The 17,953-nt window shown below is 49.6% G+C and carries 19 protein-coding genes; 3 read left to right on the forward strand and 16 right to left on the reverse strand.

Translation table 11 applies throughout. From position 1 onward, the window contains the following. Window positions 1-264, forward strand: a 264-nt coding sequence (locus tag K341_RS11735) for a transposase (RefSeq protein WP_037349540.1), incomplete at its 5' end; no start/stop codon positions are given. A gap of 97 nt (window positions 265-361) precedes the next feature. Here K341_RS11735 and K341_RS0108665 read toward each other — a convergent pair. From K341_RS0108665 to K341_RS0108685, 4 genes are all read right to left on the reverse strand, one after another. Beyond that, window positions 362-1,477 carry an AbiH family protein gene (locus tag K341_RS0108665; RefSeq protein WP_026762512.1) on the reverse strand — a complete coding sequence of 372 codons (1,116 nt, stop codon included), beginning with the start codon at window positions 1,475-1,477 and terminating at the stop codon, window positions 362-364. 49 nt (window positions 1,478-1,526) lie between these two features. Beyond that, the gene (locus K341_RS11740) at window positions 1,527-2,672 is read right to left on the reverse strand and encodes a YifB family Mg chelatase-like AAA ATPase (protein WP_081657294.1); all 1,146 of its coding nucleotides are present in this window, start codon (window positions 2,670-2,672) and stop codon (window positions 1,527-1,529) included. A 155-nt stretch (window positions 2,673-2,827) separates the two neighbouring features. After that, entirely contained in the window at window positions 2,828-3,844 is a 1,017-nt protein-coding gene (locus K341_RS0108675; protein ID WP_026762513.1) for an HNH endonuclease, read from the reverse strand. Window positions 3,845-4,043: 199 nt separating this feature from the next. After that, complete coding sequence (locus K341_RS0108685) at window positions 4,044-4,415, reverse strand: MerR family transcriptional regulator (protein ID WP_026762514.1); 372 nt, start codon at window positions 4,413-4,415, stop codon at window positions 4,044-4,046. A gap of 66 nt (window positions 4,416-4,481) precedes the next feature. Here K341_RS0108685 and K341_RS0108690 point away from each other — a divergent pair, with 66 nt between their 5' ends. Beyond that, window positions 4,482-5,279, forward strand: a complete 798-nt coding sequence (locus tag K341_RS0108690; protein ID WP_026762515.1) for an SDR family NAD(P)-dependent oxidoreductase — start codon at window positions 4,482-4,484, stop codon at window positions 5,277-5,279. Here the strand turns inward: K341_RS0108690 and K341_RS0108695 are convergent, their stop codons facing one another. Then, window positions 5,280-6,218, reverse strand: a complete 939-nt coding sequence (locus K341_RS0108695) for a helix-turn-helix transcriptional regulator (RefSeq protein WP_026762516.1) — start codon at window positions 6,216-6,218, stop codon at window positions 5,280-5,282. Between the two features lie 82 nt (window positions 6,219-6,300). Here K341_RS0108695 and K341_RS0108700 point away from each other — a divergent pair, with 82 nt between their 5' ends. Further along, a complete protein-coding gene (locus K341_RS0108700; RefSeq protein WP_026762517.1) occupies window positions 6,301-6,720 on the forward strand; it encodes a pyridoxamine 5'-phosphate oxidase family protein in 420 nt (139 codons plus the stop codon). 141 nt (window positions 6,721-6,861) lie between these two features. Here the strand turns inward: K341_RS0108700 and K341_RS0108705 are convergent, their stop codons facing one another. The 11 genes from K341_RS0108705 to K341_RS0108750 form a co-directional block, all read right to left on the reverse strand. After that, window positions 6,862-8,433, reverse strand: coding sequence for a recombinase family protein (locus tag K341_RS0108705; RefSeq protein WP_026762518.1), 1,572 nt, complete (start codon window positions 8,431-8,433; stop codon window positions 6,862-6,864). Then, window positions 8,418-9,911, reverse strand: a complete 1,494-nt coding sequence (locus tag K341_RS0108710; protein ID WP_026762519.1) for a recombinase family protein — start codon at window positions 9,909-9,911, stop codon at window positions 8,418-8,420. The genes K341_RS0108705 and K341_RS0108710 overlap by 16 nt, the downstream gene beginning before the upstream one ends. Window positions 9,912-9,945: 34 nt before the next feature. After that, window positions 9,946-10,131 carry an SHOCT domain-containing protein gene (locus K341_RS0108715; protein WP_026762520.1) on the reverse strand — a complete coding sequence of 62 codons (186 nt, stop codon included), beginning with the start codon at window positions 10,129-10,131 and terminating at the stop codon, window positions 9,946-9,948. Window positions 10,132-10,242: 111 nt separating this feature from the next. After that, a complete protein-coding gene (locus K341_RS0108720) occupies window positions 10,243-10,635 on the reverse strand; it encodes a phage holin family protein (RefSeq protein ID WP_026762521.1) in 393 nt (130 codons plus the stop codon). A gap of 2 nt (window positions 10,636-10,637) precedes the next feature. Beyond that, on the reverse strand, window positions 10,638-11,711 hold the full coding sequence (locus tag K341_RS0108725) for a hypothetical protein (RefSeq protein ID WP_026762522.1): 1,074 nt from the start codon (window positions 11,709-11,711) through the stop codon (window positions 10,638-10,640). A gap of 5 nt (window positions 11,712-11,716) precedes the next feature. Beyond that, complete coding sequence (locus tag K341_RS12365; RefSeq protein ID WP_071604418.1) at window positions 11,717-11,938, reverse strand: hypothetical protein; 222 nt, start codon at window positions 11,936-11,938, stop codon at window positions 11,717-11,719. Continuing rightward, entirely contained in the window at window positions 11,935-13,629 is a 1,695-nt protein-coding gene (locus K341_RS0108730) for a hypothetical protein (RefSeq protein ID WP_026762523.1), read from the reverse strand. The genes K341_RS12365 and K341_RS0108730 overlap by 4 nt, the downstream gene beginning before the upstream one ends. Continuing rightward, the gene (locus K341_RS0108735; RefSeq protein WP_026762524.1) at window positions 13,626-14,543 is read right to left on the reverse strand and encodes a hypothetical protein; all 918 of its coding nucleotides are present in this window, start codon (window positions 14,541-14,543) and stop codon (window positions 13,626-13,628) included. The genes K341_RS0108730 and K341_RS0108735 overlap by 4 nt, the downstream gene beginning before the upstream one ends. Window positions 14,544-14,553: 10 nt before the next feature. Beyond that, window positions 14,554-14,967, reverse strand: a complete 414-nt coding sequence (locus tag K341_RS0108740) for a hypothetical protein (protein WP_026762525.1) — start codon at window positions 14,965-14,967, stop codon at window positions 14,554-14,556. A 2-nt stretch (window positions 14,968-14,969) separates the two neighbouring features. Next, window positions 14,970-15,311, reverse strand: a complete 342-nt coding sequence (locus K341_RS0108745; protein WP_026762526.1) for a hypothetical protein — start codon at window positions 15,309-15,311, stop codon at window positions 14,970-14,972. Then, window positions 15,283-17,835, reverse strand: coding sequence for a hypothetical protein (locus K341_RS0108750; protein ID WP_026762527.1), 2,553 nt, complete (start codon window positions 17,833-17,835; stop codon window positions 15,283-15,285). The genes K341_RS0108745 and K341_RS0108750 overlap by 29 nt, the downstream gene beginning before the upstream one ends. Window positions 17,836-17,953: the final 118 nt, after the last annotated feature.

The raw sequence follows: 17,953 nt of genomic DNA on the forward strand, positions 1-17,953 counted from the left end.
CATTGGGACGTCATAACACCGATATTCAAGTTCTCTATGGGTGTTCGCACCGCATTTTATACCACGAATATCATAGAGAGTCTTAATGCATCATACCGCAGATTAAATCGACAACGGAGCGTATTTCCTAGTGCACAAGCGTTATTAAAGGTTCTTTATTTGACGACGTTTGAAGCCACTAAGAAATGGACGATGCCGATAAAGAACTGGGGTAAAATCCGAGGCGAACTGGCGATTATGTATCCTAACAGATTGCCTGATTAACACTTGCACACATCATAGAAGATCCGATTTACAGACTTTTCTTCACAGACTCGATTTCCCATGCACTCGACCCTACAACTTTTTCCCCCAACGATCCTTATTCCTTAACTTTAAATCCAAGAAAATATGTATCATTATTGTCGAACGTGACTACATGTATATTATCCTCAACCTTTTTCTTGGTTTCTTCACTACAATCAACATGTCTTATGCAACAGTCAATAAACATCTTTTTGATAGAATCTCTGTCTTCATCTCCATGTTTATAAATTATAAGCTCTACATCTCTATCTAAAATTGATTGAAATATCTCATCCATCCACCAAGCATCTGTTCTTCCTAATGACATCCCATATATTATAAACAGCTCGGCTTCTTCCATATATGATTTATACTTTACGTCATATTGACTCCAATATGATTTGACCAATCTCTTTTCTTGTGATTCCCCTTTATCATATTCAGGAAGATCAATCCCAAAAAGAATTGATCTAGGTATATCTTGTGTTCCATGGGGATGTATAATCTCAGAAACAAGATACGATGACCATCTTGTATCGGAGCCAAATTTTTTCTTATTTACACCAAAAGATAAATGTGTATCAACCGTTCTATAACAATGAGGGTCGAATTGTATTTTATCTAAATACAAGTAGTTATCTAATAGTGAAGTATAGTTAAAATTGGCAAATACATAATAGAATAAATCATAGTGCCTCGTTTTTGATATAAATCTAAGGCTATCTGGAGATCCCAGATCTTTTAAAAAGCTTGCCATAGATTGTATCGACAAATGATTTTTACTTACAAATTTACTCAACTCTAGCAAAGTTTCTGCATCAACTAATTCATTAAGAAATTTTGTAAAATATGCCTGAAACTTATCTATACAAGTCTCTAACTCTTTAATAGAAACATGTTCATTGAATAATTCACTGATAGTATTTTCAAAGTCGCTCCAATTCTCTTTCCCTCTCCTTCTGTCTTCTTTCATTTTTTCATATAAAATGTTCGTATCATCGGATAAGTTAAAGTAAGTTATGTAGTCATAAAAATCTGCATAACTTGTTGTTTTTCCATTCATTTTCCCTTTTTTAAATTTGTTCAAAACTGATATATCAAACCCATTGCCAACCAACACAAATATATTATGCTGTACATTTTTTTGATTATCAAATTTTTCAAACACCTCAGTGTCATACTTTTTGAACATATACTGTTATTTCCTCAAACTCTCTAAATAACAACAAAAACGAATGACCTCACGCAGTTGATCTCAGGGAAGATATATTAGCTTGTGTATTGTCTGTGACAATCGCCTCTCGTTCATCATTACATTGTATCGTTATCGACGTTACTTCGTTCATCGCGGCTACCAAAATTATACTAGAGGGAAACGTCAGCGTTGCATTCGCACGCGACACCGTAATCTGGCGATCCTCAATCGGCTCGCGCAGAACCTCAAGTGTCTTCTTGCTGAACTCCGGCAGCTCATCCAAAAAGAGCACGCCGTGATGGGCAAGCGTCACCTCGCCCGGACGCGGGATGCTCCCACCGCCGATCATCGCCACCGTCGAGGACGTATGATGCGGACTGCGGAAGGGGCGCGTCGTCACAAGCCCCGTATCCTTGCCGAGCAGCCCAGAGATACTGTAAATCTTTGTGATCTCGATGGCTTCTTCCTTCGTCAGCTCCGGCAGAATCGAAGGCATCCGACGTGCCAGCATCGTCTTGCCCGAACCGGGCACGCCGACCATCAGGACATTATGCCCTCCCGCCGCCGCAATCTCAAGCGCACGCTTCGCCTGATACTGTCCCTGCACATCCGCAAAGTCATCGGTAAAGGCATTGTCTTTTGCGTCTTTGACGGGTTTGGGTGCGGCGGGCGTGAGCGTTTCCGTGCCCGTCAGATGGCGCACAAGCTGCGCCAGATTCTCGACTGCATAGATCTTCAGTCCATCAATGAGGAGTGCCTCATCTGCATTGGAGGGAGCAACATAGAACTCCGTCAGCCCATGCTCACGCGCCGTAATCGCCATCGGGAGAATGCCGCTGATCGGACGACAGTTTCCATCGAGGGAGAGTTCCGCAGAGAAGAGTGCACTCTGCACCGCTGTCTCGGGAACCATACCGTAGGATGCAAGGAGGCCAACGGCAATCGGCAGATCAAGCCCCGAACTGTCCTTTCGCACATCGGCGGGCGCAAGATTCACCGTCACCCGTTCCTGCCGCAGCTGGATGCCAGAGTTGCGAATCGCCGTCCGTACCCGCTCCTTCGACTCCTTCACCGACGTATCGGGAAGTCCCACCAGCTCAAAGCCCGGCAGCCCCGGAGACACATCCACCTCCACGTCGATAATCCGTCCGTCAATCCCGAGGGTCGTCGCACCATAAGTCTTTGCAAACAACGGCCTTCCCTCCCATGTTTCAAATATAAGAAAATTATAACACAAGAGAGGGGAAGATGGCTAATGATTCTTTGCAAAGAAAAAGAGATTCAAAATGCTAGGTGGGGCGAGTGGAAATCTCTTTGGCGTGAAATATTATTTCATAAATGATAAAGTCATATAGGTATTTCAGTCTTTATATTTTCATCATAGTCCATAATGGAGTCAAAATTCAATGTTATACTATGCTTATCTCCTTTATGTGTCTCGATTTCCGAAAGATCCCAAAAGCCTTCTGTCGATGTATAAAAAGGGATAGAAGGAAATGGCATAAAATTAAACTCAGATTCATTATCCTCCCCGCCAATCCTTGGAATTTCTACAAATAAGGAAAAGCAACCATACGTCAAATTAAAAAGCACATATGGTTTATTCCAAATGTATCTTTTTCGACGAAACAATATATAATGCGGATATTTCGTTACATTAAATCCAGGAATCATTTTATATCTAACAAGTAATTTTCTATTTTTATAAAAATTTTTATGCTCTGATTCAAGAATCCATTTTATAGCATCAGTAAATAATGGCAACTCTTCAGTTGGCATAACCGTTATCGCCATTTTTACGATGGCTTTAAACACAGCAATGGGGCTACACTTAGCTATTGGCCGTGCAATTGTAATAGCATTATACGATAAATCCAGATATTGTTTATTGACTTCTTTACAACAACAAATAGCCGGTTCATCCTCCTTAAAGGAAATTTTTATACAATAGTCAGCACATTCAATAGTACGTTTTGAGCAAGGTATTTTAAATTCACATTTTTGTAGACCTTTTTTTCCTTTTATTTGCATAATGCTGTGATACAAGGAAAAAAATTTCGCATAATCATTTTCAATAGTATTTCCAAAGTACTGGTTACAAACATCACATTCATAGTTTGATACTAGAGTTTTATTTCCAATTGATTCTGGAAAAGCGTGAGCTATTTTCTTAAAAGTTACCGCCTCTCCCCCTTTACCACAAAATCTACATCTTTTTTCTGATCCCCTTAGAATCTTTTTCCCATATCCTGGTTTCAACAATCTTGATTTATCGTCGAAATTCTGCGTCCGCAGGACATCATAGTATGACTCATAATATTTTTTTGCTTTGGGATCGATGTAATCTCTAACACCAATCTGCATAACAATCCCCCATTTATTGGCAAGTAAAGTTCAACTGCTTCTCTATATTTTCATCATTCTCCCTTATGACTAGCTTTCTTAAAAAGAGTATAACACAGAAAATACGTCTTTCCCAAACCTTCTTCAATATATGGGTCTGACCATGTATGACTTCAACACTTTTTTGCAGATTATATGACATGGCTCACTCCGCATCAAATCATTCTTTACCATACTCCTCGATCGCCTCACAATAAAATGCGATCTTGGCATCGAGTGCCTCCATATGTGCGTGTAGCTTCTCCACCTCTGCCGCAAGATTGGCACGGTGCCCTATGAGCATTTCCATCCGCGCTGAAAGAGTATCGTCGCCCTCTGCCCGCAACGCAGCATAGCGCCGAATCTCCCGAATTGGCATCCCCGTCTCCTTGAGTCGCAGGATGAATGCTGCCCACGCAACATCTCGTTCAGAGTAGCACCGCCGATTCGCCGCCGTACGCTCCGGCAGGAGCAGACCCTCATGCTCATAGTAACGCAGCGTATGAATTCCCAGCCCCGTTTTCCGTGAAAATTCACCAATACTATATTCCATAAACCCCTCTCCTTGACATAGAGTATACTCTACATTGTAAAGTAGTGCCAGAAGGAGGATTTCATCATGAGCAAACAAAACAACAGATACACCGTCATCACGGGAGCAAGCTCCGGCATCGGAGCGGCGACAGCAAAAGGATTCGCTGAGCGCGGACACAACCTCATCCTTATTGCACGGCGCACAGAGCGACTAAATGCCCTAAAGGAAGAGATTCTTGCCGCACATCCGGCGCTGGACATCGTTATCAAAACTGCCGATCTCTCTTCTGTCGAGAACGTCACACAAGTCTATGATACAATAAAAACCTTACCTATTGGGACGTGGATTAACAATGCGGGCTTTGGAAGCTATGGCGCAGTCGGCACATCCGACCTTGACAAAATCAGGCAAATGCTTCATCTAAACATCGAGGCACTGACCGTCTTTTCCACACTCTTCGTACGAGACTTCGCTGAGATAGAAGATACGCAGCTGATCAACATTTCCTCCGTCGGCGGCTACACCATTGTCCCAACTGCTGTCACCTACTGCGCGACAAAATTCTATGTCAGTGCATTCACCGAGGGACTCGCACATGAACTCATAGCACGCGGCGCGAAGCTCCGTGCAAAGCTCCTTGCCCCCGCTGCAACGCAGACCGAGTTCGGCGCAGTCGCGAACAACAACGCCGCCTATGACTATGACAAGGCGTTCGGCACCTATCACACAAGCAACCAAATGGCAGAGTTCCTGCTCGCCCTATACGATAGCGACCAGACAATCGGTATCGTTGATCGCGAGACCTTCGCATTTCGTTTGTGCCTGCCACAGTTTCCTTATGCGGGAGGTTCTGCACATAATCAAAATGTAGTCGATGAGTAATTAAGCCATCTCCTTATAATGCATCGTCAACGTACGTAGCCGTGTACGGATCACCTCTCTGAGTGCCATAGACTCGACCGTTTGAACTTCATCTCCATAGTGGATAAAGTAATCCGCGATAAACTCCTCCTCGCCCACATTGTAAAATCCATGGATATAGTACCGCCCATTCTCCTCCACAAGTCGCATGGATGGATAGTGTTCTTTATAAAAAAAATCTCGTCCTTTTGCTGTAATTTCGACAACAAAGGAGAGAGCATCTGCACGGCGATAAAGTTCCTCTGAGGGGCGTACAAAGGACGAGAGAGGCATCCCCGCCACATCCATACACTCCTCCACCGCAGTGATGCGGTCACACCGAAAGACACGCGTCTGCCCCATCTCGAAATCGTGTGCCGTCCCATACCACTGCCCATACGCTGCGCGAATCTCGAAGAACTGCACTGTATAGCGGCGCAGTTCTTTCTTTTGATAATAAATCACGCAGGGCTGCTCCTTTACAGCAAACTGTAAAATATCCCGCAAACATGCACTCTCATTCGCGTGCTTCGTTACATCAAGGCGTAAAATATCCGCGATACGCTGCAGGGATGTCCTGTGGAGAGGGGCGCACTCCTCAAATTTCTCCCGCAGACGCACCACATCCAGATGAAACGGTGTGGTCTGATATGAGTCGAGCGTACGCATGGCAACGTAGAGCGCATACATTTCATCTACTGTAAAAAGGATCGGCGTAAGTAGATGATTCGGTAGAATCCCATATGACCCGCCGCGTCCTACGCGTGTGAAAATTGGCAGTCCCAACTCCTCAAGTGCACGCACATCGCGCAGAGCGGAACTGCGCGAAATACTGTATCGCTCCATCAGATCACGCAGTCGAAAAGAGTTCTTTCCCGAAAGATAACGTATCATATCGTTCAGACGCTCGGATTTATTCATACACATCCTCCATAAAGGTGCCGCAAATTGACACCTTTTTATACTATACTACAACTACTACACAAAGAAAAGGAGTATGGATATGAACCTGAGTAACGAATTTCTGCGCCTGATGGCAGTACATCAAGACCTCGCACTTGCAACATCGGTGGACAATACGCCCCATGTGCGCATTGTGAATTTTGTCTATGCAGAGGAGAAAAAGCTCGTCTACTTCGCAACCTTTCCAGACAATGCAAAGGTTGGTGAAATTGACGCAAACCATACAGTTTCGTTCACCACGATCCCTCATGACGGGGGAACGGAACACGTCCGTGCCGTCGGCACTGCCGCGAAGAGCAAGCGCAGTATCTTCGACCTCGCTGATACATTCACAGCAAAGATTCCGGGCTACGACGAAACAATTGCTGCGGTCGGTGACGCACTCATTGTCTACGAGATCACATTTCCCACTGCGACAGTGACCGTCGATATGGAACACAGTGGAACGGTGACGATTTGAGTGTTGCTGCCCCATACCGATGATTGAAGGGCATCTTTCTTAGGGCGACTGAAAGGTCGTCCTTTTTGCTGTGTCTGTTGCGAGGCTGCTTCTGGTAAATGGAATCTTTTGCGTGAAAGGTGATCTCTTGAATTTATATCTTCATCCATAAACACCAATTTCAACCCCACCCTTGAAAACAACGACTGCCGCTCCGCCCTCCTTAACCACAATGTGCTCGAGCAGCCCGCTCCACAAATCCTCGTCGAACTCAACTAACTCTCCATTGATCCCACATACGACTTGAATCATGCCCTCCAAGGTCTTTCTCTTACTCTCCCTCTCGGCAATTCGCTCGCCCAACCTCGCTATATGCCCCTGCTTTTCCAGATAGCGTGCGCGAATCTCATTTTCCTGTTTCAGATACGCTGTCTGATTCTGTGCCACCCGTGCATTCTCGTGAATCAGCATTTCGAGCCGTTCTGTCAAAACAGCGAGTTCCTGCTCTATACCGTTACGCTCCTCCGTCAACTCCCCCGTTTGGCAAATGCCGTCAATCAGGGATCTGAGTTCCGCAATCACGCTCTCTTTGACTTCCACCAAGGAGTTCAGTGCTTTGACGAAAATCCGTTTGATTTCCTCTTCCGTCAGATGCCTCGTGCTGCACGGCTTTCCCTTTTGGGAATATTTCTTGTTGCAGCGGTAGATCACCCTGCGGTACTTATCCGTGGAGTGCCACACCTTCGCCCCGTACCAACCGCCACAGCAGCCACATTTGATTTTGTTCGCGAAGATGCTCACACCGCTGTGCTTGCCGCCGTTTTCCCGTGCCTTGATTTCTGTCTGCACAAAATCGAATAAGTCCGGCGGGATAATCGCCTCGTGGTGCTCCTCCACATAGTATTGCGGAATCTCGCCCGTGTTCTTCCGCCGCGTCTTATCGAGGAAGTCCGCCGTGTACTCTTTCTGGATCAGCGCATCGCCACGGTACTTCTCATTTGTAAGGATGGAACGCACTGTGGAGATGTACCATTTGTCCTTTCCCGACGGAGATTTGATGCCACGCTTCTCCAGTTCCTTGGTAATGGCATAGAAGGATCGCCCGCCAAGGAAGAGTTTGTAGATGAGCCTTACGATTTTCGCCTGTTCCTCGTTGATTTTGAAATCCTTGTCATAGCCGAGAAATGTACTGTAGCCCACACTGGTCTTGCCCTCGGCGAACTGCTTGCGCTTGCCCCATGTGGTGTTCTCCGAGATGCTGCGGCTCTCCTCCTGAGCTAGGCTGGACATAATCGTGATAAGGAGTTCTCCGCGTGTGTCGAACGTCCAGATGTTCTCTTTTTCAAAATAGATCTCTACGCCATGTTCCTTGAGTTTGCGGACGTTTTGGAGCGAATCCACTGTGTTTCTCGCAAAGCGGCTGACCGATTTCGTGATGATGAGGTCGATCTTGCCGGCAAGGGCATCCTCGATCATCTGGTTGAAGCCGTCACGCTTCTTTGTGTTGGTTCCACTTATCCCCTCGTCCGAATACATGCCGACGAAGTCCCAGTCAGCGCGGCTTTCGATGTAGTTCTTGTAATGTGCCATCTGCATTTCGTAACTGGAAGCCTGTTCTTCATGATCGGTCGAAACTCTGGCATATCCTGCCGTTCTGCGCCGCCTGGGTTCTTCCGTAACCTCAGGCCGAAAGATTTTAGGGCTTGCAGGGATGACTCTCACTGTCTTTGCCATCGGTATGCGCCTCCTTCTTTGAATTGAAATATGACCTCATCATCGGATATAACAATCCGCTCGACGTTCTGTACGATCTTACCCTCATAGCCATCACCGAACAAGAATGTTGCCGCTTCCTTTAGTTCGGATTCGGGCAGCCGTTTCAGTCGGCACTTTGTGCGCGGCTGACTGCAAGCCCACACCTTAGTTCCCCTCGTCCAAGTATCACGTTCACACTTGCTGCCGCAGGAGGCGCAGTACACTTTGTTCGTGAAGGGATTGCTTCCGCGCTGCCCGTTGTAGATTCGGGCAGTCTTTTTTATGCGCCCGTTGACGAGATGGAAGTCGATTCGATCACCATGAATCACGATCTTTGACACCTTATGCCTGAGTTCTGCGGCATCGAAATCATCCTTCTCCATGAGGGCTCTGACTGCAGCAACAAGCTCCTCCTCCTTGATCGGACGGCTATCACATGCTGTGCTGCCCTTCCGCTCTCTTGTGTTGCAGCCCCACCGTCTGTACTTCCCTGCAGTTCTTCTGCTGAATCCACTTCCGCAGCACCCGCATTTCACCATGCCGGAAAACGGAAGAAGAACAGGATTCCGATTCGCAGACCGTTCGGCTCTCATTTTTCGTATCTCTTGTGCCTTGTCGAAGTCATCCTTGCTCACAAGCGGCTCGAACATTCCTTCCACCATGTAGATAGGCAATTCTCCCTTATTCCGTTTACGGATATGCCCCTCACTGATGTAGTTCTTCTGCAATGCCATTGTGCCCGTGTAGGAAATGTTGGAGAGGATGTCTTTGACCGTGGTCTGCTCGATGGGTCTCCCCTGCCTACCTCTGATTCCGCGCCCCGCGAGTGTCTTTGCGATGGCGTAGGCAGATTCCCCGGCAAGGTATCTTTGGTAAATCTCCTTTACAATCTCGCCCTCTGCTTGGATAATGCGGAACATCTCACCATCCCATTGGTAGCCGTACGGTGCTTTATGCCCGTTTGGAACCCCCTGTCTGAAACGCCTCCGCACACCCCATCGGATGTTGTCGCCGATGCTTCTGCTCTCCTCTTGGGCAAAAGATGCGAGCAGTGTCAAGAGCAGCTCTCCGTCCTCGGATGTGGAATCAATGTTCTCTCGCTCGAAACGAACGGCGATCCCCTTCTCTTTCAACCGTCGGACGGTATGAAGGCAATCCACGGTGTCACGGGCAAAACGGCTGATACTTTTGACAAGCACCAAATCAATCTTCCCGGTGTTGCAATCGGCGATCAGGCGCTTGAACTCCGTCCGATGCGTGGTACTTGTGCCTGTGATACCTTCGTCCGCATACACGCCTGCGTATTCCCATTCGGGATTATTCTGGATGAGGGTACTGTAGTAACTGACTTGCGCCGCAAGGGAGTGGTGAAGTGTATCCACAGAGACGCGGGCATAGGCAGCCACACGCAGTTTTTTCTGCAATGTCTGAGTTTGTTGGACTCTTCGTATCTTCATGGTGCTCCCTCCTTTCCAGTCCTATATTCCCGTACTATCCGCACGATAGCAAGTCAATATCTGAAAATAGTACGCCGATGACGGGGCGATATTTCTCGCGCATTTTCGCTTCAAACGCAAGATACTCGTCCTCTGACAAAAGCCCGCTCTGCAGCATTTTCCATGAAGCACGCATCACCATCTGATACGTCATTTCCCGAAGTCCATCTCCCTTGCTCATTTCAACATCTCCCTTCATGAAGCAGCAGACAAAAATGGCTCTTGTGGTCACCTTTGTAGGCATAAAAATAACCCGACGATAAGCCGCCGGGCGTTGAAGTTGTTATGTATCCTACTGATTTTTAAGGCTGTCCATCATGTCCTGCAATTTCTGCGGAACGGGAAGCCCCATCCGCGCTGCATTCTCGATGATCGAGATTCCCTCATTCGAGATGTAGAAGAAGATCACAGCCGAGCGCAGGACACAGCCGCTCCCGATGATGTGGACATCAAGGACATTCGCCACGCCGACAAGGGTGAAGATGCAGACTTTCTTGCAAATGCCCTTGAATCCTATCGCACTGGACAGCTTCTTCTCCACGACGGCACGCAGAACTCCTGTGACATAATCCGTTGCCACGAATGCGACGAGGGCATAGAGCAGATCATCGAAGCTGCCGAGAAACTCCCCGACAACGATGCCGATGCCCGCCGCATAGAGGCGTATTGTCAAAATCTGATCCATAATCAAAGACCTCCTGCCTTTTTCCATTTACTGAGATGATTCATCCTGCGCAGACGGTAGTTATAGCATCCGCGCATCAGTTCCGTAAGCTGCCCATCTTTCCATAAATATAAGGGCGATCCTGTGTTGATTAGGTATTTCCCTTGTCCCAGAGGGCAGAGACTGGTACGAGCCGTTGGATTTGTTGGAATCTCCATGAGTAGCTCATCCTTTGCACTGTAAATCTTTGAGATATATTTTTTCCCGGAGATAAGATAATCCAGATTTGCGGGAAAGCGCATATACATTCCGTCATGGAGCGGATAGCGGACACTGTAATCCGGTGCGCTCCATCTGCTTTCCGAAGTATAAGATTCCCCTGTAACAGAGTCTCTTGACGTTGTTTTGGTTTTCTCCATCCAAGGTTCCATGTTCTGACCGTCGAAGAACACATATCGGTCGGTGCTGACATGGCTTCCGTCTCCCCCATGCTCTGATGTTGCGTGCCATATCATCACTTTGAAGTTCCCTTCTTTATCCACCCGCCCGCCTTCTGTTTGACAGCTATAGAGGTCAGTGGGACCGGATACGGCGGGAGCACCAAATATCTGCACAAGATCGTATGCGGCGATGATCTCTCCGTTGCATTTAACAGCGAGAATACTGTCACGCTGATCCGCCCCGACGAGCGGGAACACGAGGACATTTACAGCTTCGAGGGTATAGAGATTTCCCCGTTCATCCATTTCGGCATCGAGCATTCCATAGCCTGAGACATACGCGAAGTGGCGACTGCTGTTGACCATCCATATATCCTCTTGGGAAAAGCCGAGCGGATGAATCTTTCCTTTTGCGTAGTACGAATGGAGCATCTGGTTTTTTTGATCCTTCCACTTTATTTGGAGAAGTGGGATGCCGGAAAGGACATTCGTCGGAACATAACTGATGCCACCCTCGGATTCATGCCCGTAGACGCAGCGACCGTCCGTCCAGATCCACTCTCCCTCACGAACGGTTCGATTCCCTATGCAGGTAAGCCATGCGCCATCCGCAAGCACCCGATTCCCGCTCACAGCTTTCACTCGCGCCCTGTGCATATCCCTCACGCTCCCACAATGACGGCGATACCGCCCCTTGAAATCTGTACCCACACCAAACTCCCCTCTGACGTATTGCAGTCCACCGCCGCACGGAAGGGATAGGAGCGCTCCCCGATATGGACACGTCCGTTACGGATGATACCGCGCTGGGCGCGAGATTCCTGAGATTGTCCATTACGCAGTCCTGCTTGGATTGCTGCCGCAAGCCCAACAACTCCATTCATCCGTACCACCTCACCATCTTGATTGTCTGCCGCAAAAGACGCGGCGTAAGCTCTACCGTATTGGACTGAAGGAAGTATTCGTGTCCCTCGAATCGGATGCGCTCGGTAAAATCGACGATGTGGTCAATGTCGGGAACGCCGCTACGAATCCGTGCGCGAATCTCCACCGTGACTGTCTCCTGCGTCTTGCGATTGAGCCATTCGATTTCTCTCGTCAGCATTCGCAGATAATCTGCGCCCACAACGGGAAACTCGGTGTCGATGAGCGAGGAATACGGAAGCTCATCATCGCTCGCGTAACTTGCACCAAGGCTGAGATTCGACTGCTCGACGGTGAACTGACTCGCCTTGCCGCCGGGCTTTCCCTGCGACAAACTGCTCCCCTCCAATGCGCCATCGACATAAACCGTGGTTGCATACCATCCGTAGCCGAGCGGCGCGTGGTAGGTGATGCGCTCCGTTCCCTTCTCATTGCTCCAATCTTCCCAGTCATATTCCGTGTGCTTCTTCCCATCATTGACGGGTTCTGTTGTACGCTCCCATTCCTTGAAGAGGTAAACGTCGCGACCTGTGGAGGCGTAGGCGTAATCCGTGCGGCTGGTCGAGCCGCCCACATTGTGCGTGCGCTTCTCCGCGAGGTATTCCCCATCGTATGTGTAGGTGCTGTAACCGTTCTCATTCGTCTCACGGACGAGAAAGCCGTTGGAGTAAGTGCGGCTGATTTCTTTGAAGGAAATTGTGCCGGTGAAAGGAACGGGAGCGGTATCCTCCTCGTTGTGCGCTCCACTTTCATGATTGTTGTTCGCGCTGTGCCAGACGGAGCGCACGAGTTTCCGTTCGATGGTCGGCTGCGCGTGCGGCCAGTTCGTAATGTCAATGACAGATTCCTCCATACCGCGCTGAATGATATGAAGCGTATCTCCCCGTATGAACACGTTGATCTGCCTCTGGGGCAATTTCGCCGTCCATCCGAAAAGTGCCACGATGAAATCATGGTAGGTCATCCCACTGCCCTCGAAGTTCTGGGATGGGGTGAAATCATCGGTCAGACGATGCAGTTTCAAGCCAAGTGCCCCCGCGATCTCGGCGACATAGCGTGACACCTTTGCCCGCTCGACATAGATGTGGATTGCCGTATAGAGGAGAGAATCCCTGCTATACGTTCCCTTGACGGACTGCACGATGCCCCGCTGACTCGTTTCCTCGACGAGAAAGCGAAAGGCATAATCCAGTACGCGCCCCTGAACGCTGTCGCCGATGGAGAGCGGATGCACAGTTTCAATCTGAATCGTATCGGACAGCGTAAGCTCCCCGAGTGTCACGGAGAAGGAGCGAATGCCCCGCTCTCTGAACGCAGCGTAGGTAAGCGTGTGCGGAATCTCAATCCTCGTATCTGCAAGGATGTGCGACTGCTTGATGAGAGTTCGCTTTGTATCTGCTAGAACCTTATCCCCACGACCAATGCGGCGTATGGTTTTTGCCTTGACAACAATCTTCTGCGTGATTCGGATGTGGCGCACCGTATCTGCATGAAGAGTGAAAACAACTTGAAGTTTACGTGACGTATCTCCGCTCACCTGTACGGATTGACGAAATACGGGAATCACACTGACGTATATGACTGGCTTGATGTGAACACGCCCCATCGGCAGCCACGCAATGCAGATGCCGGGCTTCAGCTTGATGCTCATGTCCCCGCTCTCCATCCGAACTGCCGTCCTGAGAGTTCCGCAATCGTCATAGATGTAGTTCGCCCGTCCATAATGACAGAAGTCGGATTCTGCGCGGCGATATGTCTGCCATACGCCGTAACATTCCCGCCACTCTTTTCAAGTGCCGTCAGAGCGCACAGTCCCTCCGCCGTCCGATAGGCAGGATTCCCAATGAGCGCGATTCCTGTCACACGAGAATCTGCACCATACTGCGTGGACAGTGCGGTGACATCAACCGTTTGCAGAAGCTCCTGATTCGCAGCCGTCGCTTCATAACTTCCATCCCCGGAGTCGGTCATGGTCGTTTGCGTTTCCTTAATCGGCAGCATAACGACCTGCTCTCTCGGACTGATTTCCTCATCCGATAGGATAAGATTCGAGATGAGGATATTATCATTCTTGCTGAGTACCATGAGAATCTTCGCGTGTGTATCATTGGCGTACCAGATATTTCTATCCCGCTTGTTGCAAAGTACGCGCTCATTTACTATCACATGAAAGATTCCGTCATTGTTTTTTCCCTGTTTGATGTGGAACCACAAGCTGTTGATTGCATCCGGGCGCACAAATTCAGCAGTTTCGTAAATATCGAACACAGTGCTGTCATCATGCCCCTCAATATCCCACTGCCCTCGGTGCGGGTACACTCTGACCCAGTTGGCAAATCCAATACCGATTTCAAGACGGGAATCCGATGCATTTTTTGGATTCTTGAGGTACATATCGAGTTTTACATAAACCTCGTTAGGTGCCTCGGAAAGGGGAAGCCCTTTATATTCTTCCGGCTGCCAGAAGGATACGCCCGTCTTACTGTACTGCTCGCCCGTCACCGTCGTGCCGCCACGAACTGAGAGCAGCTCCGCATAGCCCGGATTGATGTATTTGAACGCCATACGAACCTCCTCAATTCGAGACTAGGAGTCCCTCTGCCTGAATGTCCACGCTCGTATCCTGCTGCGGCGGCTCATCGACACCGCTGAGTGCCTTGACCCAGAAAATCGTATTCTTATCAGCAACATTGGATAATGAGATACTGTCTTTCCACTCGGCGGACTCCAATACTGTTTCGGCAGTGTATCCATTGTTGATTGCCGCTTTCCACTTATCCGCATGATCTCCAACGAATTTGATCGTCAAGGCTCCGTCGATATGGAAGCCGCTCTCGCAGCGCATGGCGCATTTGACGGCTTTCTCCTCTGCCTTGCCCGCATCAAGGAGGACGGAGATCGGAGAAAGCTCTGTACCGGAGCTGACCTCCGTCCCGTCTTTCCCACCCTCTGTCGGATTGTTCGTATAGATATGCAAGAGTTCTGCCATTGTCACACCCTCCAAAATTCCAGAGACAGTTTATATGCCTTCGGGAAATGCGCCATATACTCGTAGGATTTCACCACAACACGCATAGAGGACAGGATGTTCCCGCCCTCATCGGTCACGGACACCATTGTGCGGCTGTCCCAATAGCCTTTGATTTTCTCCCAGTCACGAGCCGTTACAATAACGGAGCAGGAAATGCGGTCGCCCTCTGTGATATGCCCGAAATCCTGAACCACCGCACCGCCGACGATTTCAATGATTTGCTGACGATCGTCGGGAACGGTCTGCCAGTTCTCGACACTCAGTGTTCTGACCTCACCAATGTGAATATGAATTGGAATCACCCCCTAGGGCATTTTCAACGGCAGGGCGGATGCGGTCGGCGACGTGGTCGGCAAGCATACGCATCCCCTCGTTGTCCTCCGTAACAGCGTTCTCGATTTGTACCTGTATGTGAATCTGCCGATTGTCCGTCATGGATGGCGCAGTTTGCTCCCCATTTCTCGATGAAGGGACATTCTGTCCCCCGCTTGAAACAATCTGCGCTTGCCGTCCAAGCCCTCCCATCAGCTCCGCATACGAAAACTCCTGCCCGTTGACACGGATGCGGGAACTGTCCTCACGCTTCTCGGGAGCAAAATTCGGCAGCAGATTTTCCATCGACCACTTGCGCCCCTCTTGGAACTGCTGCAGGAGTTCCGGCGTCAGCCTCAGATCCTCTGCCGTAAACTTGTTCTTTTTGCGCAGGTACTCCATCAATCCGACCTGTCCGAATTTCTTGAATACCTGCAGTTCCTCTTTCTGGGAGCGCAGGACTTCCAGAGCGGCATTACGCTTGGCATCGAGCTTTTCCTTCTCCGCCCAGCGTGTCGCTTCGACCTCATCCAGTCCCTTCTGTACCCACGCATCCTTCTCTCGCTCGATCTCCGCAAGGCGATTTTCGAGTTCCGTTTTCCAGATGGAGTCAATATTGGAAGCGACATCCCGCTCCCACTGCTCCATCACTCGTGCCTTGCTCTCACTGAGCCAGTTCTGCGTTTGGACTTCATCTAGTCCCTTCTGACGAAACGCATCGGCTTCACGGGCGATGGAATCTAGCTTGTTTTGGAGATCAGTCTTGTAGAGCGCATTCGCCTTGTCCACAACGTCCCGCTGAAAGTCAGCGTAAATCTTCGCTTCTTTTGCCAGACGGTATTCGTCAATGAGGTGAGGATCTGCCCCCTTCTGAAAGGAGTCGAAGGCCTCACGATCCAACGCATGAAGGCTGTTCTGGATGTCCGTGTGCGTCAGTGTATATAAATTATCCGTCAGTTGTGCGGTCGCCCTTGCAGACTCGCTGACCGTCTTTGCGGCATCTTTCTCTGCCGCCGCACGGATTTTCGCAGCTTTGGCATTCTGCTCCTGCGCCTTGGCATTCTTCTCCGCCTCGGCACGCGCCTTCTCCTCTGCCGCCGCTTTCTCCTTGGCGAGTTTCTGCTGTTCTTGGAACTGCTTGTACTCATCACCATAGAGCGCGTCCAGAACTGCACCGCCGAGGAACGGAATCGGGATAAGGGGCGCAGCCACAGGATGATTCTTCATGAGCCAGCTGTTCGCCTCGGCGTGTTCGTTTACCTTATGAATCTGCTCACCAACAAAGCCCGCAAGTTCTGCAACGGTCTTGAGTGCCTCACCCCATCCGAGAACGGCATCCTTGATTTCGTCCTTGTTGTCCCGAATCGTCTCGATGAATGTCTGAAACCCATCATTGATCTCGGGCATGAGTTCCTCGGCGACAGGAAGGAGAGCCGCACCGAGGGCAAGTTTCAGCTGCCCCGCTTCCATCTCCATCGCACGCCATTTAAGATAGGTCTCGTGTGCCTGCTCCGGGTCGAGCAGCCCCGTGGTCTTGACACGCGAGGAAATCGTCATCAGGTCGTCATACTGTTCAAGAATCGGGATGAGTGCCGCACCACGCGCACCGAGCACCTCGGCGGTATACGCCTCCTCCATCCCAGCCTCGCTTGCGGTCTTGTACCCTTTGGCGAGCTGTGCCAGCTGCTCGTTGAGCGGCAGGAGATTCCCCTGTTGATCTTTGATTGCGATGCCGAAGCGCGAGAGTGCGCGTGTTGTATCATTCCCGCTCTCTCCTGCAGCGGATACCTGCTTGTCGAGTCGTGCAATCAGCGGAATGACGCTCTTGATATCCGTATCCGCAAGCTGAAACATACGCCCAAGTTCAGCGGCTTCACCCGCCGAGACGTGGAGACGCTGCGTCAGCTTGTAGACGTTCTCACCCGCAAGCATCGCATCTTTGGTGATATTGAACAGCCCTGCGCCTGTTGCAGCAACAGCCATAACGGCAGCCATCTTCGTTGAGAGGACATTGAATCCGCTCGTTAGATTCTTGACACCCGCCTGTGCCGCTGTCATTCCCGCTGTGATGCGCCCACCGAGCGTACCGGAGAGAACCGCACTCTCCTTGAGGCGATTGTTGAGCTTCCGCACCTCGGCTTCGGTCTGCGCAACAGTGCGCTGCTGCCGCAGGAGATTGCTCTCGGCACGGCGATAGGCGGCACTGTCCACACCATCATTCTTTTTCGCAGACTGCAAAACGGCGGCAAGAATCTGTTCCTTCTGCCGTTGAATGTCCAGCTCGCGGTTAATCGCCTGATAGCGCACCTTGATCTTGTCGAGTTCCGTCCCCACGCCATCGAGTTTCGCGAGGTCGGCATCCAGTTTCAGATGGATGTTGTTTGCTTTGCTGTTCAGCCGCGCGATGGAGTCGGACACAGTTTTGCCCGCCGTGTCGAAGTCCAGCTGCAGCTGTGCGATGTTGAGACCGATGTCGAGATAGAGTTCATCAATCTTTTGTCCGCGCTGTGCCACCCTATCCCCTCCCTACATCACGTCGTCAATAAATCGCTCGGACAATCTTTCTTCGCAGATCGCCGTTACCACAAGCTGATCGAGCAGGAACGCAATCTCATGTGAATCAATCTCCTGC

This window comes from Centipeda artemidis DSM 19719, from assembly GCF_000426665.1.
In the GTDB taxonomy this organism is placed as follows: Bacteria; Bacillota; Negativicutes; order Selenomonadales; family Selenomonadaceae; genus Centipeda; species Centipeda artemidis.